General features: G+C 60.9%; 20 protein-coding genes. 14 read left to right on the plus strand and 6 right to left on the minus strand.

The genetic code is table 11. From position 1 onward, the window contains the following. The first annotated feature begins 67 nt into the window (after window positions 1–67). The 4 genes from MUN80_RS13355 (at window position 68) to MUN80_RS13370 (ending at window position 4,657) form a co-directional block, all read left to right on the plus strand. Window positions 68–880, plus strand: coding sequence for a DUF547 domain-containing protein (locus tag MUN80_RS13355; RefSeq protein WP_244713561.1), 813 nt, complete (start codon window positions 68–70; stop codon window positions 878–880). 57 nt (window positions 881–937) lie between these two features. After that, window positions 938–1,537: a DUF6134 family protein gene (locus tag MUN80_RS13360; protein WP_244713563.1), complete on the plus strand. Its 600-nt coding sequence runs from the start codon at window positions 938–940 to the stop codon at window positions 1,535–1,537. 94 nt (window positions 1,538–1,631) lie between these two features. Continuing rightward, entirely contained in the window at window positions 1,632–3,074 is a 1,443-nt protein-coding gene (locus MUN80_RS13365; protein ID WP_244713566.1) for a phytoene desaturase family protein, read from the plus strand. A gap of 119 nt (window positions 3,075–3,193) precedes the next feature. Next, a complete protein-coding gene (locus MUN80_RS13370) occupies window positions 3,194–4,657 on the plus strand; it encodes a TIGR04222 domain-containing membrane protein (protein WP_244713568.1) in 1,464 nt (487 codons plus the stop codon). A gap of 91 nt (window positions 4,658–4,748) precedes the next feature. Here the strand turns inward: MUN80_RS13370 and MUN80_RS13375 are convergent, their stop codons facing one another. Continuing rightward, window positions 4,749–5,243 (minus strand): YciE/YciF ferroxidase family protein, encoded by a 495-nt coding sequence (locus MUN80_RS13375; protein ID WP_244713571.1) that lies wholly within the window; start codon window positions 5,241–5,243, stop codon window positions 4,749–4,751. Window positions 5,244–5,465: 222 nt separating this feature from the next. On the opposite strand from MUN80_RS13375, the gene MUN80_RS13380 reads away from it, so the two are divergent. From MUN80_RS13380 to MUN80_RS13390, 3 genes are all read left to right on the plus strand, one after another. Beyond that, window positions 5,466–6,491: an aldo/keto reductase gene (locus tag MUN80_RS13380; protein WP_244713574.1), complete on the plus strand. Its 1,026-nt coding sequence runs from the start codon at window positions 5,466–5,468 to the stop codon at window positions 6,489–6,491. A 540-nt stretch (window positions 6,492–7,031) separates the two neighbouring features. Continuing rightward, the gene (locus tag MUN80_RS13385) at window positions 7,032–7,832 is read left to right on the plus strand and encodes a HipA family kinase (RefSeq protein ID WP_244713576.1); all 801 of its coding nucleotides are present in this window, start codon (window positions 7,032–7,034) and stop codon (window positions 7,830–7,832) included. After that, window positions 7,810–8,196: a DUF3037 domain-containing protein gene (locus MUN80_RS13390; RefSeq protein WP_244713578.1), complete on the plus strand. Its 387-nt coding sequence runs from the start codon at window positions 7,810–7,812 to the stop codon at window positions 8,194–8,196. The genes MUN80_RS13385 and MUN80_RS13390 overlap by 23 nt, the downstream gene beginning before the upstream one ends. Before the next feature lie 163 nt (window positions 8,197–8,359). On the opposite strand, the gene MUN80_RS13395 is transcribed toward MUN80_RS13390, so the two are convergent. Both MUN80_RS13395 and MUN80_RS13400 read right to left on the minus strand, forming a co-directional pair. Then, on the minus strand, window positions 8,360–11,746 hold the full coding sequence (locus tag MUN80_RS13395; RefSeq protein WP_244713580.1) for a DEAD/DEAH box helicase: 3,387 nt from the start codon (window positions 11,744–11,746) through the stop codon (window positions 8,360–8,362). 206 nt (window positions 11,747–11,952) lie between these two features. Further along, window positions 11,953–13,806 carry a hypothetical protein gene (locus tag MUN80_RS13400; RefSeq protein ID WP_244713582.1) on the minus strand — a complete coding sequence of 618 codons (1,854 nt, stop codon included), beginning with the start codon at window positions 13,804–13,806 and terminating at the stop codon, window positions 11,953–11,955. A 498-nt stretch (window positions 13,807–14,304) separates the two neighbouring features. Here MUN80_RS13400 and MUN80_RS13405 point away from each other — a divergent pair, with 498 nt between their 5' ends. The 4 genes from MUN80_RS13405 to MUN80_RS13420 all read left to right on the plus strand — a co-directional run bounded on the left by MUN80_RS13405 (window position 14,305) and on the right by MUN80_RS13420 (window position 17,260). Continuing rightward, a complete protein-coding gene (locus MUN80_RS13405) occupies window positions 14,305–15,024 on the plus strand; it encodes a hypothetical protein (protein ID WP_244713584.1) in 720 nt (239 codons plus the stop codon). A gap of 86 nt (window positions 15,025–15,110) precedes the next feature. Then, a complete protein-coding gene (locus MUN80_RS13410) occupies window positions 15,111–15,731 on the plus strand; it encodes a hypothetical protein (RefSeq protein WP_244713586.1) in 621 nt (206 codons plus the stop codon). After that, the gene (locus MUN80_RS13415; RefSeq protein WP_244713588.1) at window positions 15,710–16,522 is read left to right on the plus strand and encodes a sensor histidine kinase; all 813 of its coding nucleotides are present in this window, start codon (window positions 15,710–15,712) and stop codon (window positions 16,520–16,522) included. The genes MUN80_RS13410 and MUN80_RS13415 overlap by 22 nt, the downstream gene beginning before the upstream one ends. A 69-nt stretch (window positions 16,523–16,591) precedes the next feature. Next, window positions 16,592–17,260: a response regulator transcription factor gene (locus tag MUN80_RS13420; protein WP_244713590.1), complete on the plus strand. Its 669-nt coding sequence runs from the start codon at window positions 16,592–16,594 to the stop codon at window positions 17,258–17,260. Between the two features lie 94 nt (window positions 17,261–17,354). Here MUN80_RS13420 and MUN80_RS13425 read toward each other — a convergent pair whose 3' ends face one another. The 3 genes from MUN80_RS13425 to MUN80_RS13435 all read right to left on the minus strand — a co-directional run bounded on the left by MUN80_RS13425 (window position 17,355) and on the right by MUN80_RS13435 (window position 22,364). Then, window positions 17,355–18,038, minus strand: a complete 684-nt coding sequence (locus MUN80_RS13425) for a PKD domain-containing protein (RefSeq protein WP_244713592.1) — start codon at window positions 18,036–18,038, stop codon at window positions 17,355–17,357. 113 nt (window positions 18,039–18,151) lie between these two features. Continuing rightward, window positions 18,152–19,708, minus strand: a complete 1,557-nt coding sequence (locus MUN80_RS13430; RefSeq protein WP_244713595.1) for a hypothetical protein — start codon at window positions 19,706–19,708, stop codon at window positions 18,152–18,154. Window positions 19,709–20,144: 436 nt separating this feature from the next. Further along, window positions 20,145–22,364, minus strand: coding sequence for a M3 family metallopeptidase (locus tag MUN80_RS13435; protein ID WP_244713597.1), 2,220 nt, complete (start codon window positions 22,362–22,364; stop codon window positions 20,145–20,147). Window positions 22,365–22,527: 163 nt separating this feature from the next. Between MUN80_RS13435 and MUN80_RS13440 the strand changes: the two genes are divergently transcribed. The 3 genes from MUN80_RS13440 (at window position 22,528) to MUN80_RS26000 (ending at window position 24,469) form a co-directional block, all read left to right on the plus strand. Next, window positions 22,528–23,847: a leucine-rich repeat-containing protein kinase family protein gene (locus MUN80_RS13440; RefSeq protein WP_244713599.1), complete on the plus strand. Its 1,320-nt coding sequence runs from the start codon at window positions 22,528–22,530 to the stop codon at window positions 23,845–23,847. A gap of 80 nt (window positions 23,848–23,927) precedes the next feature. Beyond that, window positions 23,928–24,221, plus strand: coding sequence for a hypothetical protein (locus tag MUN80_RS13445; protein ID WP_244673416.1), 294 nt, complete (start codon window positions 23,928–23,930; stop codon window positions 24,219–24,221). Between the two features lie 113 nt (window positions 24,222–24,334). Continuing rightward, window positions 24,335–24,469 (plus strand): hypothetical protein, encoded by a 135-nt coding sequence (locus tag MUN80_RS26000; RefSeq protein ID WP_262922001.1) that lies wholly within the window; start codon window positions 24,335–24,337, stop codon window positions 24,467–24,469. Window positions 24,470–24,604: the final 135 nt, after the last annotated feature.

The following is a 24,604-nucleotide window of genomic DNA, read 5'->3' on the forward strand; positions in this document are numbered from 1 at the left end:
ATAGAGTTTGCCTCGCCCAATCTTTCCGCCGGTCCGGCCCCGTATATTCCGGTTAATGCACCTACTCATGAGTTTCTCCCGCCTGCTTCCCCGCCTGCTTCCCCGCCTGCTGACCACCACCGCCCTGGCCGCCATCAGCCTCGTTCCTGTACCCGCTGCTACGGCCGCTAAAGCGCCCCGCGCTACTACTTCCGCCGCAGCCGGTGTCGACCACAGCGCCTTCGATAAGCTGCTGAAAAAGTACGTCAACGAGAAAGGACTGGTCAATTACAAGGCCTGGAAAGCCGACCAGGGCGCTTTCAACCAATACTTGGCGATGCTGAGCAAGAATCCGCCGGCGGCCAATTGGAGCAAGCCCGAGCAGATGGCCTACTGGATTAACGCCTACAACGCCTACACCATCCGTCTTATTCTGGACCATTACCCGCTGCAAAGCATCAAGGACATCGGCACCAAAATCCAGATTCCATTCGTGACCACGCCCTGGGCGTCGAAGTTTTTTAGCATCGGCGGCGAGAAGATGAGCCTCGACAACATCGAGCACAGCATTCTGCGCAAGAACTACAACGACCCGCGGATTCACTTTGCCCTGGTCTGCGCCTCTATTTCCTGCCCCCGCCTGCGCACTGAGGCCTACACCGCCGCCAAGCTGGACGCCCAGCTCGACGACCAGGGCCGTGACTTCCTAAACAACCCGGCCAAAAACAAGCCCGGAAAATCCTCCGCCCAGCTCTCCAAATACTTCGACTGGTATAAGGGCGACTGGTCGGAAAACGGGCAGTCGGTAACCAGCTGGGTGAATAAGTACGCCACCACCAAGCTGGACAAAAACGCCAGCATCAGCTTTCTGGACTACAACTGGCAGCTCAATGAGCAGTAAACGTGGCGGGCCGGGTAGGGAAGGAGCGGAGTGGTGGTGCTGAGCTGGCGGCTTGCTGTGCTCGGGGTGTACCTGGCCCGGCCACTGCTGGCGCCGGCCCAAACGCCCGCTGCCCCCGAAACCCGGCGCTACGCCATTGAGGTGGCCGGCCTGCGCGTGGGCACCATGACGGCCACGCGGCAGGCCGGTGCCGCGCCGGCCGAGGTCATAACCACGCTGGTGAGCGACGTGCAGGTTAATTTTCTGCTCTACCATCTCAAAATATATTACAAGGTCGTCAACCGCAGCCGCCACGGGCAGTTGCGGCTGTCGACCGTGGAAGCCCACACCAACCAAGGCAACTTTGCCTCCCGCGCCGAGTGGAAGGGCGACCATTACGACATCGTGGCCAATCAGTACAAACACCACTACCAGGCCACCGAGCAGCAGCCGATTACCTATACCGTCACGGATATGTTTTTCGGCGAGCCAACCGGCGTCAGTCGCGCGTACGCCGAGTATTTCGGCGACTTTTTTACCCTGGTCCGCCCGGCGGCCGGCCAGATCAAGGCCACCCGGGACGGGCGGGAAGACGAGTACCGCTACGCCAACGGCCAGCTGGTGACCATCGTCAAGAAAAATCCGCTCAAGAACTTTATCATCCGCCTAGAGCCGTAAGTAGTTGTTAGTTGTTAGTTGTTAGGTTTGGGTCCAAAGTCGCAAATGCCGAATGGTAATTCTTACTTGCCATTTCTTACTTATTAATTGACCAATGGCATACGATGCGGTGGTAGTGGGGTCGGGGCCCAATGGATTGGCGGCGGCCATTGTGCTGCAGCAGGCTGGCCTGGCGGTGCTGCTGCTGGAAGGCAAAAGGGAGTTGGGCGGCGGACTGCGCACGGCCGAGCTGACGCTGCCCGGCTTTAAGCACGACATCTGCTCGGCCATTCACCCGCTGGCGGTGGCCTCGCCGTATCTGCAAACCCTGCCGCTGGCCCAATACGGCCTCGAATATATTACCCCGCCCGTGGCCGCAGCCCACCCTTTCGACAACGGCACGGCTGCTACAGTGGTCAATTCCCTGGACGCTACGGCCCGTAGCTTGGGCCTTGATGAGCGCGCCTACCATCAGCTGCTCAAGCCGCTAGTGGCGCAGTGGCCCGGCATTGCCCCCGACGTGCTGGCGTCTTTACAGCTGCCCCGCCACCCCCTGGACATGGCCCAGTTTGGCTTCTCAGCCCTGCAGCCGGCCACGCTGCTGACCAAGCGTTTTCAGACCATGGAAGCCCGGGGCCTGTTTGCTGGTATGGCTGCCCACGCCATTCAGCCCCTGGAAAACCTGACGACCTCCGCCATCGGCTTGGTGCTGCTCATTGCCGCGCACCGCCAGGGCTGGCCGCTGCCCAAAGGCGGCTCCCAAAGCATTGCCGACGCGCTGGTGGCCCACTTCCGGGCCCTGGGCGGGCACGTGCAACCCAACACGATGGTCACGTCCCTGCGTGAGTTGCCCGAGGCCCGGGCCGTACTTTTCGACGTGACGCCCGCCCAGCTCCTGCGTATTGCCGGCCACAGCTTGTCGGCCATTTACCAGTGGCAATTGCGGCGCTACCGCTACGGCATGGGTGTTTTCAAGGTCGATTGGGCCCTCGACGCCCCGATTCCCTTCACTGCACCGGAGTGCGCCAACACGGCCACGGTGCATTTGGGCAACACGCTGGAAGAAATTGCGGCTAGCGAAAAAGCCACCAGCCGGGGCCAGCACCCGGAGCGGCCCTTTGTGCTGCTGGCCCAGCAAAGCCTGTTCGACGCTACCCGCGCCCCGGCCGGGCAGCATACGGCCTGGGCCTATTGCCACGTGCCCCACGGCTCCCGCCAGGACATGACCCAGGCCATCGAGCAGCAGGTCGAGCGGTTTGCGCCCGGCTTCCGGGAGCGGATTATCGGCCGCCACACCTTCGACACGGCCCAACTGGAAGCCTACAACCCTAATTATGTGGGCGGCGACATCAACGGCGGCCGGCTCGATATCAGCCAGCTCTTTACCCGGCCCGCGTTGCGCGCCTCGCCCTACCGTACCTCCCGCCGCGGGCTGTATTTGTGCTCGTCGGCCACCCCGCCAGGTGGGGGCGTACACGGCATGTGCGGTTACCACGCCGCCAGCCAGGCCCTGCGCGACATTTTCCGGCTTCAGCCCCCGCCCTTGCACCGCGGCTAAAAGGTGCGTTTGGGTCGCAGAAATAAGGGTGACCAAAATGGGCGACCGGGCCGCGGCCAAGTCAGGCCAGATTCCTACCTTGGGGCATTCTTCCTGACTCGCGTTTAGCCTCTGCCGCTATGCACCCCGACTCGACCCACGCGAATCACTCGGAATTATGGTCCAGGCTGGAAGCCTTCGACCTCGATGGAACAGCTCCGCTGTCCTTCACCCACCGCCTGGCTCGCGACAATGGCTGGAACCCGGCCTTTGCCCGGCGCGTGGTGCACGAATACAAGAAGTTCGTGTTTCTGGCCGTCACCTGCGGTCACCCCGTCACGCCCTCCGACGAAGTAGACCAGGCCTGGCATCAGCACTTGGTGTACACCCGCTCGTATTGGGAGGAGCTCTGCGGGCAGGTGTTGGGCTTTCCGTTGCACCACGGCCCTACCAAGGGCGGGGCAGCCGAGGGCCACAAGTTTCGCGACTGGTACGCCCAGACGTTGCAAGCCTACTACACCGCCTTTGGCACTATGCCGCCGGCCGACATCTGGCCCCCGGCGGCTGTACGCTTTGGCGAGGCACCCTACTTCCGGCGGGTCAATCTGCGGCGGCACTGGCTGCTGCCCCGGCTGCAGTGGCCGGGGCCGGGTTTCAGCCGTAAGTCGGCGGGGCTGCTGGCCTTGCTGGCCCTGGTGCTGATGGGCTGCACGGCACAGCTGCCGCTAAATCCGCTGAACTGGTACGGGCAGAAATTCCTGGCTTTTTACTGGCTGCTCTGCCTGACGCTGTTGCCCCTTACTTTATGGTGGCGGCACCGGGGACGAGGTTCCGAGGATTCTGCGGCGGCCGAACCGTCGCCTACTACCTACGAACTGGTGCGCCTGGCCGAGCACGGCCAGCGGCTGCCCGACAGCGCCCTGGCCGCCTTGGCGCACGCGGGTAAGATTGAGCTGCTGCCCCACCAGAGAGCCCGACGCTCTATTAATGCCTCGCCCCCCACGGATGCTTACGAACTGGTCGTCTGGAACCGGGTGCTACCCGAGGGCTCGACGCTGGACTCGGTACGGCGCTGGGTTATGCAGCCTACCCTCGAGGCAGTACAGGCCCTGGATGCTGGCCTCGAAGCCAAGGGCTGGCTACTGCCCGAGGCCGAGCGGCGCCGCCTCAATCAGCCGGTAACGCTTACCCTGGTAGTGCTGGGCTTGCTGGGGCTGGCCAAGGTAGTAGTTGGCCTGACGCGGGAGCGGCCCGTGGGGTTTCTGGTAGCCACGCTGCTGGGGCTGGTTGTAGTGGCTTTCTATTCCTACCACCAACGAGCCTGGGCTACCGGCCGTGGAACCCGGGTGCTGCGCGAGGCCGCGGCGGTAGTGCGCCAGGAGCGGTACTCGGAGCCAGTGTCGACCCAGTACGTGGCTCTGACAGTAGGCATGTTTGGAGTGCAGGGGCTCAATATTTTGGGTCTGAACCACGTAGCCGTCCTGCTGGTGCCGCCCGGTCGTCATGACGCCGGATACGGCGGTGATTCCGGCAGCAGTGGGGGCGGCGACTCCGGCTGCGGCAGCAGTGGCTGTGGCGGGTGCGGGGGCTGCGGCGGTGATTAGCGCTGGTTAAAGACGCAGCAGCCCATTCAGCACAAAGAAGCCCTTCTGGTCTGCGGAAGGGCTTCTTTATAATTGCTACAACCGAAAAGGCTTACTCGGCCTTGGCGTTGAGGTAGTTCTTGGCCAGGTCGTTGAGCTTGGTATCGGTCAGCTGCTCCTCGTCCAGGGTTTGCTGCAGCAGTTCGGCGGCATCGGTGTAGCCCAGGCGCTGGGCGAAGTGGGCCGCCGTGCCGTAGCCTGATATTTCGTAGTGCTCGATGCGCTGGGCCGAGGCAATCAGGGCCGCGTCCATGACTTCGTCGGTAGCGTTTTCCGACATGGTTTCCTGACCTTCGGCAATCAGACCTTCCATGGCCTTGCAGGTGTGGCCGCTCAGGTCGAAGTCCTGGGCTTTGGCAATTTTTTCGAGGCGAGCCACCTGATTTTCGGTTTCGCGCAAGTGCTTTTCAAAGCCGCGGCGCAGGCGGCCGTCCTTGGCGGTTTCGGCCATCTGGGGCAGGGCCTTGAGCAGCTGCTTTTCGGCGCTGTAGAGGTCTTTGAGCTGCATTTCAAACAGGTCGTCCAGGGTTTCCAGTTTATCGAACATAAGGCTGTGGGGGTAGAAAGGTGAATTGGATAGGTACTCATTTCTCCTACGAATCGGCCCCCAGAGCGTTCCGGATGAGCTTTTAGCAAAATTATGTCCGGTTCAGTTTCCCAAAACCTTGCCGCCCCTGAGGTTGTCTTACCGGGCATCGTCCTGGCCGCGGCCCCGGAGCCACCTGGTACCCCGGCCGACTTATTCACCTTCTACCTTTCCGCGTTACCAATGGAATACCGCCAACTAGGGGCCTCGGGCCTGCGCATTCCCGTGCTGAGTTTTGGCACCGCCACCTTCGGGGGTGGCAACGAGTTTTTCAAGGCCTGGGGCAGTACCCAGGTCGACGAAGCCCGCCACCTGATTGACATCTGCCTCGAAGCCGGCGTCAACCTCTTCGACACGGCCAACGGCTACTCCGACGGGGCCGCCGAAACCATTCTGGGCAAAACCCTGGAAGGCCGCCGCCACGAGGTGCTGATTTCTACTAAAGCCACCTTCCCGACCGGCCCCGGCGCCAACGACTACGGCTCCTCCCGCCACCACCTCATCCAGGCCTGCGACGACAGCCTGCGCCGCCTCGGCACCGACTACATCGACATCTACCACATGCACGGCTTCGACGCCCACACGCCCGTGGATGAAACCCTGCGCACTCTCGACACGCTTATTCAGAGCGGCAAAGTGCGCTACATTGCCTGCTCCAACTTCTCGGGCTGGCATTTGATGAAGTCGTTGTCGGTGGCGGAGCGCCATGGCTGGGCCCGCTACGTGGGGCACCAGGCGTATTATTCGCTGGCGGCCCGCGAGTTTGAGTGGGAGCTAATGCCCCTGGGCCTCGACCAGGGCGTAGGTACCATCGTCTGGAGTCCGTTGTCAGCCGGTTTGCTCAGCGGCAAGTTTCGCCGCGGCCAGCCCGTGCCCGAAAGCAGCCGCCTGGCTCAGGGCGGTGGCCAGGGCCCACAGGTGCCCGACGAGCTACTGTTCCGCATCGTGGATGCCCTGGACGAAGTGGCGGCCGAAACCGGCAAAACCGTGGCCCAGGTAGCGCTAAACTGGCTCTTGCAGCGCCCCACCGTGGTCAATATCGTAGTTGGCGCCCGCAACGAGGAGCAACTGCGCCAGAACCTGGCCGCCGTGGGCTGGAACCTCACGCCCGAGCAGGTAGCCCGCCTCGACGCAGCCAGCGCCACCGAGCCGATTTATCCCTACTGGCACCAGCGCCGCTTTCCCATGCTGGGCCACACTGGAGTTTGATGAGGACAATGTGAGAAATATGCTGATGTGCTAAGGCAAAAGCTCGTGTCCTGGCGAGCAACGCGAAGCACTCCGCCCTCTGCGAAGTAACCAACTTTTACCAGAAAGCCCCTTGCTGCCACGCCGTAGCAGGGGGCTTTCTGCGTGAGGGAAAGGCGGTTCAGATAATCAGCAAGAGCTTTTAAGCGGCGAAGTCGACAAGTTGCACCAAGCTCATGTTGCAACGTTGCTTTGTCTTTAAGGTCGGTATACAAGTTGTAAGAATACGTGCTTCCGCATACTAAGCTTGGGTATATAGAGCTTTGAATTAAGGGATTTTGTATATCAGTTATTGGTATGCGCACAAAAGAAATAGTAAAACTGTATACCATTGACTATTGGTAAGTAACAGAAAGCAAAGCTGCTGTCTACGGCTGATTGCTCCGTCTTTTCATAGAGTGCTTGGCCCGCATGCGGTGGCCGCGGAACTGGTTCTGGCCGTAAACTGCCCCGTTTCCCTTTTCTTTGTCGGGCCTAAGCCTGGCTCCACTCGTCTGCTCTATGTCCGAAACTATTTCTCCGCTCCGAACCGTTGCCGTGACGCGCTACGTCACGCCCCTGCGCGAAGGAGGTTCCCTGCCGGCCTTGGTCGAAGCCGACGACGAGTTTATGTACGTCGTCAAGTTTCGGGGTGCGGGGCAGGGCATCAAGGCCCTCATTGCCGAGCTGATTGTAGGTGAGCTAGCCCGGTTTCTGGGCCTGCGCGTGCCCGAGCTGGTGTTCTGTGAGCTCGACGTAGCCTTTGGCCGCTCCGAGCCCGACGAGGAAATCCAGGATTTGCTGCAAGCCAGCACCGGCCAGAACTTGGGCCTGCACTACCTGTCGGGTGCCATTACCTACGATGCCCTGGTGACGACCATCGAGCCGCGCCTGGCCTCCCAAATCGTGTGGCTCGACGCCCTGACGCTAAACGTGGACCGCACGGCCCGCAACACCAATATGCTGATCTGGCACAAGGAGCTCTGGCTGATTGACCACGGTGCGGCCCTGTACGTGCACCACGCCGGCCCCGGCTGGGCCGCGCCCCGGCCCCGGCCCTTCCCCCAAATCAAGGACCACGTGCTGCTGCCCCAGGCCGCGGAGCTGCGGGATGTAGATGCTGAGTACCGCGCCAAGATTACCGCCGAGGTATTGACCGACATCCTGGCCCTGGTGCCCGATGCCTGGCTCGAAGAGGCCGCTGCCGGCGACGCTACGGCCGCCGAGCAGCGCACTAGCTACGTCGGGTTCCTGGCCAATCGACTGGCCGCATCAGAAACCTTTGTTCAGGAAGCCCAAGATGCCCGAAAAGCACTTATTTGAGTACGCCGTGCTGCGCGTGGTGCCCCGCGTGGAGCGCGAAGAGTTTCTGAACGTCGGCGTGATTCTCTACTGCCGGGCCCAGGGCTTTCTGCAAACCCGCTGCCACCTGCCCGAAGCCCGCCTGCAAGCCTTTGCCAGCGCCGAGCTGGACTTCGACGAGCTGCGCCAGCGCCTGCAGGCCTTCGAGAAAATCTGCCGGGGCAAGCCCGAGGGCGGCACCATCGGGCGGCTGGGACTGGCCGAGCGGTTCCGTTGGCTCACGGCCACCCGCAGCACCATCGTCCAGACCTCGCCCACTCACCCCGGCCTCTGCGAAGATGCCGCCGCTACCCTGGAGCAGCTCTATCAGCAGCTGGTGGGGTAGGTTGTAGTTGGCATTTTAAGCAAAGCATTCCGCGCGTTAAGTGAGAAGACCTTGCTTTATGCAGCGACAAACAGACTTCAGACCTGATTGAGCTTTTCATGCAGCCAGCCTTTATTTATTTTGAAGGCGCTGCTCTAGCAGTAGTTGACCGGGAGCAGGGCCTTTACCGAAACAGCTCCCGCAGCTCGTCCCGGCTTAGGTTTTTGATGAGCGTGGCGTCGGTGTGAATCAGCTCGTGGGCCAGCTCGCGCTTGGCGTCCTGCAGCTTCATGATTTTCTCCTCGATGGTGTCGGGGCAAATCAGGCGCACGGCCACCACTTTCTTGTCCTGCCCGAGGCGGTGGCTGCGGTCAATGGCCTGGTTTTCCACGGCCGGATTCCACCACGGGTCCACCAAGTACACGTAGTCGGCCTCGGTCAGGTTAAGACCCGTGCCGCCGGCTTTCAGGCTAATCAGGAACACCCGCACTGAGTCGTCCATCTGGAAGCGGGCCACGGTGGTCGCGCGGTTTTTGGTTTGGCCGGTGAGGTAGGTAAAGGGAATGTTGTGGGCCTGCAGCTCGGCGCGAATCAAGTCGAGCATGGTCACGAACTGCGAGAAAATCAGAATTTTGTGCTGCGGGGCCTTGCTGCGCACTTCCTCCAGCAGCACGTCCAGCTTGCTGGAGGCCCGGCCGTAGTCGGCCTCGTCGGGCAGCAGGGCGGGGGAGTTGCAGATCTGGCGCAGCTTGGTCAGGCCCTGCAGAATGTGGATGCTTTCCTTCTGGGGCGCGTCCTCGTGAATGCCCAGCAGCAGGTCGTGGTACTCCTTTTTGCAGGCGTCGTACACCCGGCGCTGCTCGGTGCCCATTTCGCAGTACAGCACCATTTCCGTTTTGTCGGGTAGCTCCCGGGCCACCTGACCTTTGGTGCGGCGCAACACGAAGGGGCTGATGCGCTGCTGCAGTTCCCGGGCCCGCCGCTCATCCTTGAACTTGTCGATGGGCCCGGCATACAAGTCCTTGAAGTGCTTGAGGGAGCCCAGCAAACCCGGGCAGGCAAAGGACAAGAGCCCGTAGATGTCCAGCGTGTTGTTTTCCAGCGGCGTACCGGTCAGCACTACCCGGTTGCGGGCCTGCAGCAGCCGGGCCGCCTTGTAGCGCTGCGACTCGGGATTTTTGATGGCCTGGGCCTCGTCCAGAAACACGTAGTTGAACGCATACGCGCGCAGCTCCCGGATGTCGGAAACCAGCGTGTTGTAAGTCGTCAGTACGATGTCGTGGGCGTCGAACTGGGCGGCCTCGGCCCGGCGCAAGCTGCCGCGCAGCACGTGGACTCGCAGCTCGGGGGCAAACTTTTCCACCTCGGCCTGCCAGTTGAATACCAACGAAGTCGACACCACTACCAGGCTGGCCGGGCGCCGGGGGCCGTGCTGGCGCTGGTGCAGCAGAAAGGCCAGCACCTGCAGGGTTTTGCCCAGGCCCATATCATCGGCCAGGCAGCCCCCAAAGCTGAACGTATCCAGGAAGTTGAGCCAATTGAGCCCCTGGCGCTGATACTCACGCAGGGTTGCCAGCAAACCCACCGGCGGCTCCACCGCGGCAATACCAGTGAAGTCGGCCACGGCGGCTTCGTAGGTGGCCAGGCGGGTTCGGGCAGCCTCATCCAGGGCGGCCGGGTCGTAGAGCTCCCGAATCAGGCGAAAGTTGATGCTGGGCGTGCGGATTCGGTCTTCTTCTACCTCGCCGGCGGCAAAATACTCGGCGAACTTCTCGACCCATTCGCGGGGCAGCAGGCCGCGGGTGCCGTCGTCGAGGCGCACGTAGTGGCTACGGTTGCGGATGGCCTGCTGCACCTGCCGCAACGAGGCTTTCTGCTGGCCGAAGCGCACGTTGAGCTTGGTGTCGAACCAGTTGGTTTCGCCCGTTACGCGCACCGAAATCCGGGCCCGGTACGGGTTCAGGGTATTGCCTTTGAGTTGGTTGAAGCCCAGAATCGTGATACCCGCCCGCTGCCAGTCTTCAAAGGCCGTCAGCACCCATTCCTCGTCCAGAAACAACGCCCGGGGCGCGTCGAAGGAGCCCTGGTGCAGCTGCTCCTGCCAGGCTGGGTACTGGCGCAGTAAGGCGGTGGTAAAGCCCGCCTCGGCGGCCGTGTCGCGGTTCAGGGCGAAGGGGCGGCCCAGTTCGTCGTGGGCCAGCAGCTGCCGCTTCGAGAGCACCGGTACTTCCCGGGTCCCGTAGCGCATCACGGGCAGCACTTCCACGCCCCCGGCCCCGTGGTCGGAGAGGTAAAGCAGCTTTTCTGGGGCCTGGTCGAAGCCGTTGCTCACGCGCAGCTCGGGTGGGGCGGGCCGCACGAAGGAGTAGCTGACCCGCAACTTGTCTTCCAGGTTGGCCAGTACCTGCTGCTGAAATTCCCGGAACTTGCTTTGGTGAATCAGCAGGGTGTTGTTGCGGCGCTGGAAAAAGTCGATTACCCGCCATACGGCCAGGTCTTCGAGCAGGTAGAGCGCCTGGTTGAAGGCCACGAAATAGTCGAACCGGATGGGCGCGGTGCTCAGGTCCACGGGCTGGTCGTGGAGCAGCAGGCGGCCCGTCACTTCGTAAAACTCCTGTTGCTCACTCACGTGCAAATGCAAATCGGTGGGCACCCAGCGCAGCGTGAGCGGGGTCAGGGCCGGGCCGGTGAGCTTGTCCGACACACTGGGGTTGTGGGCAAAAACGGGCAGCTCTTCCGGGTTGTCGACAATGGCCCGCAAGGCCTGCAGCGTGGCCACCGAGCGTTTCTCGTCGTAGTTGTGCTGAAAGCGGGCCAGGCCGGAGTAGAACTTGAGCTCCGCCAGATTACCACTGGTTCCCAGCCGGTCGAGCGGGTTGAGTACCGTTACCGGGTTCTTAACCTTGCCGGCACTCGTTAGCACGGCCTCGGCTAGCTGCACGGTGAGGTGGCCGTAGTACTTGTGCCGCCCAAATACCACGATGCGCCGACTACCCGCAGCGGCCAGTGGCCCGCGCTCCTCCGGCAGCAATTGGCTCACCAGCTCCTGCGTGGTGGTGGCCGTCACCGGAAACAGGCCCGCCTGCCGGGGCAAGACCTGTACCTGAGTCCGGTTGTAAGTCAGCTCGAAGTAGGCGTCGAGGTCGGTGGCGTGTTCCAGGCCATAGTCGCGGGCGGCGGCCTGGAGCAGCGTATGGCGCTGCCCAGCGTCGAAAAATACGCGCAGCTCCTTGCGCTGCACAATACTGAGCAGCACCAGGGCCTCATGCTCGCACAGGGCGCCCGCCGGGGCCGGGCAGGTACACGTTAGCAGCACGCCCTGGGTTTGCTGCTCTACAGTCACGGGCGGAAATGGCTGGGCACCCAGGGTTGGCGCGCCGGTAAACGTGCCGAAGTTCAGCGTCAGGGTGTGGGGCTGAATGGCCGCCATAGCGCGGTAGTCAACCGGCGGCAGATGCGTCCCGTGCCGCTCGACGTCGGCGCTGGTCAGGGCCGCTACGCTCGTGCCTGCCAGGCGGTAGTGGTGCCGGCCCGGCTCGGCAGCAGACGTTGTTTCCGGGGAGCTGGGCATACAAAAGCAATGGGTATGGTGAGCAGGCTGGGGCCCGCAGACCTGCAGCTCCCAACCGCGAAGATACGGCCGGAACGTTGTCGGCCCCGGCTTTGTGGCCCGCGTTTGGTACCCTGGTTTTCTGGTGTTGCTCGTCGGCCGTGGGCAACACGAAAAAAGCTCCCACCAACGGCGGGAGCCTTTTTCGTATTCACTTGGAATTCCGCTTAGGCCGAAACCGGCTCACTCTGCGAAACTGCCTCCTGGGCCGGAACCGTGACCGAGCCCGGAATCAGGGAGTTGGCCACGTACCAGACGCTCAGCGTGTTGTTGAATCCCCGGTCGTATTCCGATTCGCAGTGGATCCGGGCGCTGTTGTTGAGCAGGATGTAGTCCGAGTTGTTGTTCTGGTTGTTCTTGTGCCAGGTGCCGTCGGAGCCGTCGTCCCAGACCTGATGCAGTTCCCACTGCACGATGGTCCCGTCGACGGCAATATCGAAGTCGTGGCTGCGGTGCCCGATCTTGTAGCCTTGCTCGTAGTTCTGGGAGGTGTATTGAATTACAAAGGCCGGGTCGTTGGCGGCGTTGGTATAGTTGGTCGAGCCAAACTTGCCGGATTCCGACTGACTAGCGCCGATGGCCGGCTCGGACGACTGCAGCTTCTGAATCGTCTGAATGAAGAGGTAGCGCTGGCTCAGGTTGTTCAAATCATTCAGCAGGGCGCTGACCTGGCCGCTCAGGCTGGTGCGGGTCGCGTCGTCTTCGACCAGGGTCTGGGCGTTGGCCATTACCTTCTTGACCACGCTGTTGACCTGCGTCGGATAAGAGCCCTGCCAGCTGGAAGGCAAGGAGTTGAGCGTAATCTGGAGCAGGTACGTGTTGAAGTAGATGTCGCCGACGGCGCTGAAGATGTTGGGGTCAATTGGCAGCGTAGTCGGAATTTTGGCGCTGATCTGGCTGTAGTGAATCATTTCGGCATGGCCAGGCACAGGCTCGTTGTACTGCTGAAACCACTGCAGGTACTCTTGCACCGTATCCATGCCGATGGGGGCCGTGGGGCGGTTCGGCGCGTTGGTGGGCATGCCCTGCATGTCCAGGAAAAAGCTCACCGAAACATTCTTATTGGCAATGGCGCTTTTAAATTCGGCCTCGCCCTGGGCCGTAAACATATCCGGGGCCGATGCGCCCAGCGAAGCTTTTACCTGCGTAAGCGTTTCCGACGAATTGGCACTAACGGTATACACGGCCCGAAATGTAGCCTGCCGCCGGCTGCCCGCCAGGTAATAGTCGCCGTACAGGGCGCGAAACTTGTCAAACTGTCCGGCATCAATCAGCTGCTGGGCCTGCGGGGCAAACGAGACGGTGCTGCTGTTGATGGTGTCATAGTCGTTGTACTCTACCTGGTAGGTAGCCAGAATCGTCAGGTCCAGCGTCGACTGCTTGATCTGGCTCAGGTAAGACGTGGACGCGTTAACGGTGATGCCGTCCATGTTGTAGCTGCCGCTGGCCGACACGTTGATGAGCTGGTCAACGTCACTGGTAGAAAAGATGTTGGCGTAGGTGGTGTGCGAGTTCTGGGACTGGGCCTGCTTCACCGTGAACGGGTTGAGGGCCTGGGCGCTCAGCACGCCCGTCACCGCGTTGACGCCCTTGCCCAGGGCATAGCCATCCAGCCAGGGCTGCCCGCTCAGGTCACTCACCAGCGTCGTCGTGGTACTGTTGGTGGCCTGCAGGCTGGGAATGCGGGCCCTAAAGCCGCGGCGGGCAGGAGCAGGAGCAGGAGTTCCAACTAGCTTGCAGAGCACCACCTGGCCGGTCCAGTCGCGGTCCTGTACGGTGGTCGCGCCCGAGAAAGTCTTGTCATAGGCTTTCTGAAACTGGCCCATAACGCTTTCACAGCCGCAGTCGAGCTTGAAATTGACGGTGTAGCCCAGGGGGCCAGTGGGGGTTGGGGCGCTCATACTGCCTTTTACAGCTAGGTTGGCGTAGCACTTCAGGTATTGCTGGCCGAATACCTGAAAGGGCTTTTCCGCTTTGAACTTCAGCTCAAAGGTGCCTTCAGAAATGATTGGGTCAATCATGATGATGGAGTAAGTAAGAAGTAAGAAGTGAAGAGTGAACAGAGCGTCATCGGGGCAGCCAGGTCGGAAGCGGCTGGCACGAATCGGTACAAGCAGTAGGGTAGACCAGCCCGGTAGCGCGGGCTGCGGGGCCCTCCCAGGTCGCGACGGCTGGAGGGCAGAGCAAGGCGTGGTGGCAAGGCGGGCCGGGGTAGGCAGCTAGCTGACCTTCACTCGGAAGAGTAAGGCAAAGGAAGAAGTTGAGGAGCGGCGGTTTGCGCGAAAAAATACCCAGCCTGACAAAACGGGTATTTTTACCTGATGCCGTGTAACTCTGCCAGGGATAGGTCCTGCGTAACCCTTTGCTACCGGTTGGGAGTGGAGCCACAACCAGGTATAAATACCTGTTTTTGCAGCTCCCGTGTTTCTACTCACTGGCGCGTTGTGCTTAATGCGGTACTTTGGCCCGACCTGTGGTGCTTACTCCAGGTGCCCCGCTATTTCATTCTTCTCCGCTTTATGACCACCACTACTACCGCCAACATCCTGAGCCCTGGTGCCTATGAGCGCCGCGCTGCCAAATGGGCCACTATTCTAAGTAAAATCAAAAGCGACGCTCTGCAGCAGAGCTTCCTGGTGGCTACCCCTGCCGGGCAAGAGCGCCTGGCCTACGTAAGCTTCCCAATTCAGCATATCGTGTGGCTTATGTCGACGGTGGGCGTGCGTCACATTCAGGCCCGTTTCCTGATTGCCACCAAAAAGGTTGACGGACAGCGCCACCCGTATTTCACGCTGGCCCTGTACGCCACCGATGCGCTGGGAGCCCGGGTTTCAGCTTTCTACCTGCCCAGCACGTACGCGGGCGAGCCCAAGCCCAGCGAGCTGCCCACCGAACAGGCGCCGCACGACCTGGTGAAAGCCTGGCTCAACAACTGGGCCACCGCTCCGGAAATAACCTCGGCTTTGTTTGCCAACAGCTACGGTCCCTTGCTGGGCTATAGCTTCAGCGTGGAAGACTTTATGCGGCCGCTGTTCGAAGCCCAGCCTTTTACCAATCAGGAGCTGCGGGTGGGTTTCGGGCTGCACGAGTACTACCCGGCGCTGCCCGTTGGCGCGGAGCGGGCTTACACCTTTGGCCTGGTCCTGCGGCTTTACACACCACCTACCGAAGAGTCGGCTGCTGCTATATCGAGTGCACCCTTCTTCGATTTGTCGACACCCTGCCCGCCCGGCACCTGATTTCGTTTCGTGTAAAAGCTGTTCTTTACGTCGCGCTCCTTGTCGCGCTCTTTCCTCGTATGCCTCTCACACTGCAGCAACTTTTAATGAGGCTGACCCTGGTGCCCGTCCTGGTGGCGGGCATCATTGGTTTCATCCGTTACCGTCATCTGCCCCTAAACCTACGTTTGCTGGCCGGGCTGGTGTGGTTTGTGCTGCCCATCGAAATCCTGGGGCTGGTCTTGCTGATTCTGCACCGCAACAACCTGTTTCTAATGCCCATCTACATGGTCGGCGAAACGGTGCTGCTGGGCCTAGTGTACCGGCATACGCTGCAGTCCCGGTTTTTCAACCGTCTTATGCCCTGGGTGGTGGGCGGCTTTGCCCTCTACGCCCTAGCCGACACTATTTGGGCGGGCAAGCTAACCCAGTTTCGGCCGGGCCAGCAGGTGCTGCAGGCCGTGCTGGTGTTGGTATTCGTGGGCTGGTATTTCCGCAAGCTGCTCAATGAGCTGCAGGTGCTGCATCCCACGCGGGAACCTCTGTTCTGGGTGTCTACGGGCCTGTTTATCTACTTTCTGGGCTACCTGCAGATTGCCCTGTTCAGCAACTACCTGCTGCACTACTCCCAGCAGCTGAACCATAACATCTGGGCCGTGCACTCGCTGCTCTACGTCGTGCTGCACGGCTGCTTTGGCTACGCTCTATGGTTGCACCCCCGGAAGTAACCTTTGCCCAGCTGCTCTTCAGCGGCATTGCCTTTATGCTACTGGCCGCGGGCAGCCTGGTGGTGTTTCTGATAACCTACCAGAAGCGCCTGCTGCACCAGCAGCTACGCCTGCGCCTGGCCGAAGCCGAACACCAGCAGCAGTTGCTGACGGCCATCATTGAGGCCCAGGAAGGAGAGCGGGAGCGAATCGGGCGGGACCTGCACGACGGTATCGGCTCCACCATCTCGACGGCCAAGCTGCTGCTCAACCGGCTGGAAAGCCTGCCCGCCCACGCCGAAGATGCCCAGGGGTTGCTCAAGCTCATCCGCGAAATCATGAGTGGAGCCGTGCAGGATGTGCGCAGCATTTCTCACAGTCTGTACCCGGCCGTGCTGGCCCGATTTGGTCTGGCCGAGGCCCTGCAGCACCTGGTGGACGTAGCCAACGAAACAGGCAAACTGCCCATTCTACTGGAGGTTGATTACGCTCGGCCATTGGCTCTGGCCCAGGAGCTGGCCTTGTACCGGATCTGCCAGGAGCTGGTGCATAATGCCCTAAAGCACGCCCATGGAGCTACCCGCCTCGTGGTAAGCCTGCTGCAGCAAGGACCACTGCTCACGCTGACCGTGGAAGATAACGGCTGCGGGTTTGAAGCCGCCAACGCCGCCGGTAGTGCGCCCCCAACCCGCGGGGCCGGCTTGCGCAGCATCGACGTGCGCGTGCAGATGCTGCAGGGGCACCTGCGTCAGCATTCAGTTCTCGGCCAGGGCACCCGTATGGTCGTCGAGCTCGACACTACGATGGCGTAGATGGTGGCAATTTGTGTTAGTATTACGGGGCCGTTCGGCTTATTTTAGCTTACTCCTATCCGTTATTTTATGACCACTATCCCCACGCCCGTACACATTGCCCTGCTCGACGACCACGCCCTGTTTCGCCAGGGGATGCGCTATATCCTGCAGTCCTGGCCCTACGTGGAAACCGTGGTGGAAGCGGCTACTTTCGCCGAGCTGCTGGTTCAGTGCCGCCTGCGCCAGCCCGATGTGCTGTTGCTCGATCTGCAAATGCCCGAAGTAGATGGGGCGGAAGCCGCCCGGCAGCTGCTGGCCGAGTTTCCCGACCTGAAAATTATTGTGCTGTCGATGTTTTCAGCCGATAAGTTTATCACCCAAATGATGAAGCTAGGCGTGCGTAGCTACCTGCCCAAGGACGCCGACCAGGAGCAGCTGCGCGAGGCCATCGAAGCCGTACTGCTAACCGGCCACCACTTTACGCCCAGCATTTCGCGGGCCCTGGTACGGGCCGTGCAGCAGCCCATCCGGCAGGTACCCACTATGCTGCCTAACTTGGTGCAGCTGACGCCGCGGGAGCTAGAAGTACTACACCGCATCTGCCAGGGACGCAAAGCCGCCGAAATTGCCGATGAGCTCTTTCTGAGCCGGCGTACGGTGGAGGGGCACCGCCAGAAGCTGCTGGAAAAAACCGGCGCCCCTAACTCAGCCGGCCTAGTCGTGTACGCTGCCCAGCACGGCCTGCTGCCCAGCTAGGCCAGCGGCGTAGTACCAGGACAGGTTCTGCAGAACAGCCGGGGCCTGCCCTGCCAAGCACCTAACGTTTATAGGCGTGTTTCGAATGCGATGGTCACACTGCAGCTTCTATCCCAGTTCGTGTAGGTCGCTGTGCTGTTGCCCAGCGCATCTCGGTCAACATGGTTGACCCCAATGGTAATTTCCTTTCCCCACATAGATCGAGACCAAAAGGGGGCTCACTTTCTTCCCAAAACACTATTCGCCACGACTTATCATCCCGGGCCGGCACTATTTGGTGGGAGATGCTACTCATATTCCACACCAACGGGAGCTGAGCCGATGTGACATCAGCCTTTGTGGCTCCATTAATCAGTAGAAAAGAGACATCTGGTCCAGTCCCATCTGCTTTGTCCCACGGCTCTCCTGTATCGGCGGTAAAATTCATTTTTGTTACTCGTACCTCTTTTACGGCCCGGATTCCAACTCGTAAGGTGATAGAGGTACTGACTGGGATATCATCTAGGTTGTAGGCCGTCAACTCTACTGAATAGATTCCTGGCTTCGGGAATGTAACAGCTAAGTCCCGTTGCGTTGATACGGTACCATCAGGCAGTTTCCACTCATAATGAGCAGCATGAGTGCTCATGTTACTCAGCCAAAAGGATTCATTCACCTCTAGAATCGTCCCACTTGAGGAAATGCCGGCGGTAGCAAGCGGCGCAGGCTCTTTCTTACAGCCGAGCAGCAGGAAAGTGAGAAGCAGAAGGAATTGCGCGTAGTACTGGGATAAAAACATGTACGATAGATTTTTTCAAACCTAGCGCTTTCCCGGCACAGAATAGTGCTATTTACATCAGAAAGCCCCCAGCAACTGCCAGGGGCTTTTTGTAAGCTCACTTGCGCAACTGGCTACTCTGCCTCCGGGGCGCTGGCGGTTACCTTGCCGGGAGTATAATTCGGAATCAGCGACTTATCGACGTACCACACCGTCAGAGTATTGTCGTAGCCCCGGTCGTAGTCCGAGCGGCAGCGAATCTCCGCGCTGTTGTTGAGCAGCACGAAATCAACATTGTTGTGCTGGTGATTCTTCCACCACACGCCGTTATCTGAGCGGTTTTGTTTGAGTTCCCACTGCACAATCGGGCCGCCGGCGGGTAGGGAAAAATCGTGTTCCATATGGCCCATTTCCCAGCTCTCGGCATGGCTCACAGTGGCCGATTTAATCACGAAGAGCGGATCTTGAGCCTCGTTCGGGTAGACAGACGTGCCGTAGCGCACCGTAGAGCCCTGCGCCACGCTCACGGGCGGCTCGGTCGCCTGCATTTTGCGGATGTTTTGTAAGAAGATGTAACGGTGATTCAGATTGTCGACGTCGGTAAGCAGGGCGGTGGTCTGGGCCGAAAGCACCTGCAGCACCGGCTCGTCGTCTACCAGATTCTGGGCGTTGGCGTTCACCTGGGCCACCTGCTTCTGCACCTGCGACGCGTAGGTACTCTGCCAGGTCGAGGGCAGGGAATGCAGCGTAATGCGGAGCAGGTAGGTTTCGGAATAGAGCTGGCCTACGGCAACGAAGATATCCGGACTGATGGGCAGCGTCGTTGGGATGCGGTGGTCAATCTGACTGTAGTGAAACAGCTCGCCCCGGTCGGGTACGGGCACGCAGTTGTTGAGAAACCACTGCTGGTACTGCTGCATGGTCTCGACGCCGGCCGGTACGGGTGGGCGACCCGGCGCGTTGGGCGGCATGCCCTGCATATCGAGCGAGAAGCTGATGGAAATGTGACTGTTGGAAGTAGCCTGCTTAAAGGCCGCCACGCCCTCGGCCGTAAACATATCCGGCACCTTGGCCCCGATGGCGACTTTCACCTCCTGCAAGGCTTCTTCCGTGTCGGAGCTTATGGTATATACCGCCCGGAAAGTAGCCATGCGCTTGTGCCCGCCCAGGTAATAATCCCCGTATAAATTGCGGAACTCCTGCAGCTTGCCTTCGTCGAGCAACTGCTTGGCCTCGGCCGAAAACTGGAGGCCATTGTGCTCAATGGTGTCGTAATCCCGGAAGGAAACCAGGGAGGTGGCCAGAATGGTCATATCCAGCTTCGACTGCTTCACCTGGTTCAGGTACTCGGTAGAAGCCGTAAGGTTGAGCCCCCCGATGTTGTAGCTGCCGCTGGCCGATCCGCTGATCAGGCGTTCTACCTCGCTGGTGCTGGTCACGGAGGAAAACTCGTCGCGCGAATCCGAATACTGGGCCGGCACCACCGTGTAGGGGGCCAGGGCCGAGCCGCACAGCACGCCCGTTACCGCATTGATGCCCTTGCCCAGCGTGTAGCCATCCTGCCAGGGTTGGTTGGCCAGGTCACTGATTAGGGTAGTGGTGCTGGCATCGGGCTGTTCACCGGGCACGCGGGCCGGCCCCGTCAGGGTTTCGGAAGCCACTTGGGAAGCTTCGAGGGGAGGGGTGTTCACGGACATCGGTTCAGGAAAATAGTGAGAGGGTGGAAATACTTGGTAAAGGCAAACCGATAGTGAAATAGCTGAGCTGCTGGCCGGTGAATGACCAGCTCCTAAACCGGATGAGTGGTAACCTGCGAAAGAAGGGCTCTGAACAAAACTGGCCGGGCAGGTGGGCGAGTAGTGGTGGCAAGGTAGACGAAAGCGCAGCCATAAAAACCTCGAAAAGCTAAATCAGGTGTTTCTACCTAACCACGTATTTCTACCTGGATTCATGAAGTAATAGATTGTTTATCAGTGGGGTAATAGTAGTTGGTCTTTGGTGAAATAGTTTCCGGGCACTGGCCCCCTGGCCTAGAAAGCAAACACCCGCTCCTGTATTGTGCCTTCCGTGAGAAGCGGCACAATACAGGAGCGGGTGTTTGTAGACCAGCCGAGGCTTCAGTAGAAGCTAGCTTTTCTTGGCCGGCGCTTTTTTGGCCGGGGCGGGCTTGGTCGTCGCCGTTTTCAGCGGGAAGCCGCGCTCCTTCATCAGGGCATCGATTTTCGGGTCGCGGCCACGGAACTTGCGGTAGCCGTCGGCCGGGTCGATGGTGTTGCCCACGGAGAAGACGTTGTTGGTCAGGCGTTTGGCTACGGGTTTGTCGTAGGGTCCGCCGGCTTCGGTAAAGGCCGAGTAAGCATCCGAGGCCAGCACCACCGACCACAAATAGCTGTAGTAGCCCGCTGAGTAGCCATCCGAGGAGAAGACGTGCGAAAACTGCGGCGTGCGGTGGCGCATCACGATTTCGCGGGGCATGCCCATCTGGGTCAGGGTTTCGCGCTCAAACTTGTCGGCGTCAATCTTCTGGGAGCCAGCCAAATGCAGCTTCATGTCAATCAGGGCGCTGGCCAGGAACTCGGTGGTTTCGAAGCCCTGGTTGAAGGTCGAGGCCTTCTCAATCCGGTCGACCAGAGCCTGCGGAATCGGCTTGCCTGTCTGGTAGTGCAGGGCAAAGCGGTTGAGTACCTGGGGCGTGGGCAGCCAGTTTTCGAGCAGCTGGGAGGGGAATTCGACGTAGTCGCGCACCACGCTGGTACCCGAGAGGGTAGGGTAGGTCACGTTCGACGACAAGCCGTGCAGGGCGTGGCCGAACTCGTGGAACAGGGTGGTGGCGTCGGTCCAGGAAATGAGCGTGGGCTCCCCGTCCTTGCCCTTCACGAAGTTGGAGTTGTTCGACACGATGGTCGTCACGTTGCCGTCGAGGCGCTGCTGGTTGCGGTAGGCGTTCATCCAGGCTCCCGAGCGTTTGCCGGGCCGGGCGTAGGGGTCGAAGTACCACAGGCCGATGTGCTTGCCCGAAGTCTTGTCTTTCACTTCCCACACCTTCACGTCGGGGTGGTAAACGGGTACGTTGGTCACGGGCGAGAACGAGAAGTTGAACAGCTCCCCGGCCACCCAGAACATGCCTTCCCGCATTTTATCCAGCTGCAGGTACTGCTTTACCTCGTTCTGGTCGAGGTCGTAGCGCTGTTTGCGCACTTTCTCAGCGTAGTAGCGGTAGTCCCAGGGCTCGATCTTGAAGTCGGCGCCGGCACCTTCTTTCTTGGCCAGGGCCTGCATGTCGGCCACTTCTTCCTTGGCCCGGGCTACGGCCGGCGTCCAAACCTGCTCCATGAGCTGCATGGCGGCTTCGGGCGTCTTGGCCATGGTGTTGTCGAGGCGCCAGTGGGCGTGGGTAGCGTAGCCCAGCAGCTTGGCCCGCTCGGCCCGCAGCTGCAGAATCTCACTGATAATGGCGTTGTTGTCGTGCGCTCCGCCGTTGTCGCCGCGGTTGTAGAACATGCGCCAGGCCTTCTCGCGCAGCTTGCGCTGGTCGGAATACGTCAGGAAGGGCTCCACGCTGGAACGAGTGTTGGTGATGACCCCGGCCGCGCCTGCAATCTTGCGGCTGGTGGCGGCAGCGGCGGCATCGGCCTGCAGCGAAGCCGAGAGGCCGCCCAGGTCAGCGGGCGTTTTGAGCACCAGCACCGAGTCGGTTTCATCGGCCAGCACGTTCTGGCTGAAGCGGGTAAACAGGCCCGCCAGCTGCTGGTTGATGGCCGACAAGCGGGTTTTGGCCTTGGCGTCGAGCTTGGCGCCCGAGCGCACGAAGTTGTTATAGTAAATCCAGGTCAGGCGCTGCTGCTCGGGGGTGAGCTTCTTCTTATCGGGCGAGTTGTAGACGGCCTCGATGCGCTTGAACAGGGCTTCGTTCTGGTTGATCTGGTCGCCGAAAGCGGCCATGCGCGGGGCCATTTCGCGCTGAATGGCCTGGATATCAGGCGTGCTCAACGAGCCCGACCAGATGCCATAGATGGTCTGTACCTCGTCGAGGCGCTGTCCGGCCCGCTCCATGGCGGCAATGGTATTGTCGAACGTTGGGGCCTGCTTGTTGGTAGCAATGGCCTGAATTTCGGCCAGGTTCTGGGCCATGCCAGCTTCAATGGCGGGCTTGAACTGCGAAACCTGAACTTTATCGAAGGGCGGCACGCCGCCGTAGGGGCCTTCCCAGGCCATGAGCAACGGGTTGGCGACGGCGGCCGAGCTGGCCGCCGGGGTTTGGGCAACACTGGAAGTAGGATACACGAAGGCAGCCAAGCTGAGAGTGAGAAAGGTATTGGCCAGCAGAAACTTGCTGGATGGGGACATTTTGGACATAAGCAAAAAGCCGGTCGGAGGGTGAAAGGAAGTCGGAAGATAACACGGAAAAACCGCTGGGGTTGCGTGGCGGGCGGGTTAGCGTGTCGGGCAAAACAACCCGGCACACGTATAAATCGTGCCAGTCCGGCCCGGCTTCCCGACCTTTGCCCGCATGCACACCCTCGAACAGCTGCGTAGCGGCGCTTTGGCCGGTACCACCCGCCTCGACCTTTCCGGCGGCCTGACCGAATTTCCGCGCGAAATCCTCGACCTGGCCGATACGCTGGAAGTCCTGAACCTGACCGGCAACCAGCTCTCGGCCCTGCCCACCGACCTAAGCCGCCTGCGGAAGCTGCGCATCCTGTTCTGCTCCGAGAACCGCTTTACGGAAGTGCCTGCCGTGCTGGGCCAGTGCCCGGAACTGAGCATGGTGGGCTTTAAGGCGAACCAGATTCAGACCCTGCCCGGCGCGGCCCTGCCGCCCAAGCTGCGCTGGCTGATTCTGACCGACAACCAACTTCAGGAGCTGCCGGCCGAAATTGGCAACTGCCCCGAGCTGCAAAAGCTGATGCTGGCTGGCAACCAGCTCACCGCCTTGCCCGAAGCCCTGCGCCACTGCCACCGCCTGGAGTTGCTGCGCCTGGCCGCCAACCGCCTGCCTGAGCTGCCTGCCTGGCTGCTGGCGCTGCCCCGCCTGACCTGGCTGGCTTACGCCGGCAACCCGTTCAGTGAGGCCGCCCAAACCCAGGCCGAAACTCAGCACCCCATCCGGGAAATCGACTGGGCGGAACTGGAACTGGGGCGGCGGCTGGGCGAAGGTGCTTCGGGCGTAATTTCCCAGGCTCGCTGGCAGCCCGGAAACGCCCCGGCTCAGGAAGTAGCCGTCAAGGTCTTCAAAGGCGCCGTAACCAGCGACGGACTGCCGCACAGCGAAATGGTGGCCTGCATCAGCGCCGGAGCCCACCCCAACCTGACGACGGTGGACGGCAAAATACACGCCCATCCGCTGAAAGCCGAAGGCCTGGTGCTGGAATTGATTCCGCCCGAGTTCCGAATTCTGGCCGGGCCGCCCAGCTTCGAAACTTGCACCCGCGACGTGTACGCACCTGGTACTAGCTTCAGCTTGGGCACGGCCCTGCGCATCGCGCGCGGTGTGGCTTCGGCGGCGGCCCACCTGCACCAGCGCGGCATCCTGCACGGCGACCTGTACGCCCACAACATCCTGACGACCCCGGCCGGCGCGGCCCGGCTCAGCGACTTTGGGGCCGCCAGCTTCTTCGCGCCTAGTTCGGCTTTGGCCCCCGGGCTGCAACGCCTGGAAGTGCGAGCTTTCGGCTGCCTGCTGGAAGAACTGCTGGCTCATTGCGAAGCTGGGGAAGCCGATGCCGAGGCCTTCCAGAAGTTGCAGGAGCTGCAGCAGCGGTGCGTAAGTTCGCCGGGCGAGGTGCGGCCGTTGTTTGCCGAAGTTGAACGGGAACTGGCTGGTTTGTAGCCAGGCGGGAGGTGGCGGCTGGTAAAATCCGGCGGCCGGGCCTTGACTTTGAACCGCCGGCTTGCCTTATCTTTGTGACTATGAATGCTCCCCTGTTTCACGTAGGCCAGCCCGTGGTCTGTACCAACGACGACTTTACTTTGCTGCTGGTGCAGAACCCGGCCATCCAGACGCCCAAGCGCGGGCCTATTTATACTGTGCGCAGCCTGTTTGACACCCACCGCGGGTTTGGCATCACGCTGGAGGAAATCAACAATGCGGGCGTGGCGCCGGGCTTTCCAGAAGCCAACTTCCACGAGAGCCGCTTTGCCGCCGTACCGCCCGTCGAAGAGCTGGATCTGGCCGAACTCATGGCCGAGGAAGTAACCGCGTAGCTCCCGGCCCGCGGCCGGCGGGTAAGCCCAACGAGAAGCCCGGCCGTGGGAACAATCGGGCCGCTGGTTTGCGTATAGAATATGCCCGCCCAGCAAACCCAGCGGCTAATTGTATGAAGATTCCCGGCTTGAAAATGCGTCCCCAGCGGGACGGCTCTCCCGACGATAACTACAGCAAATGGGGTTGGTACGCCATGGCCGTCCTCTCTATTGCCTGGATTATTTACAACCTGATGGACGGCAAGTAAGCCGCCCGCTTTAGAGTATAGTGCAACGGCCAAGCCTTCCGGTTTCGCCGGTTGGCCCGTGTGTACCGCGGGGCGAAAGGTCGGGCGACTCCGCAGAGTCGCCCGACCTTTTTTGTTTGAAAACGAACCAAGCGG

It is taken from the genome of Hymenobacter cellulosivorans, from assembly GCF_022919135.1.
In the GTDB taxonomy this organism is placed as follows: domain Bacteria; phylum Bacteroidota; class Bacteroidia; order Cytophagales; family Hymenobacteraceae; genus Hymenobacter; species Hymenobacter cellulosivorans.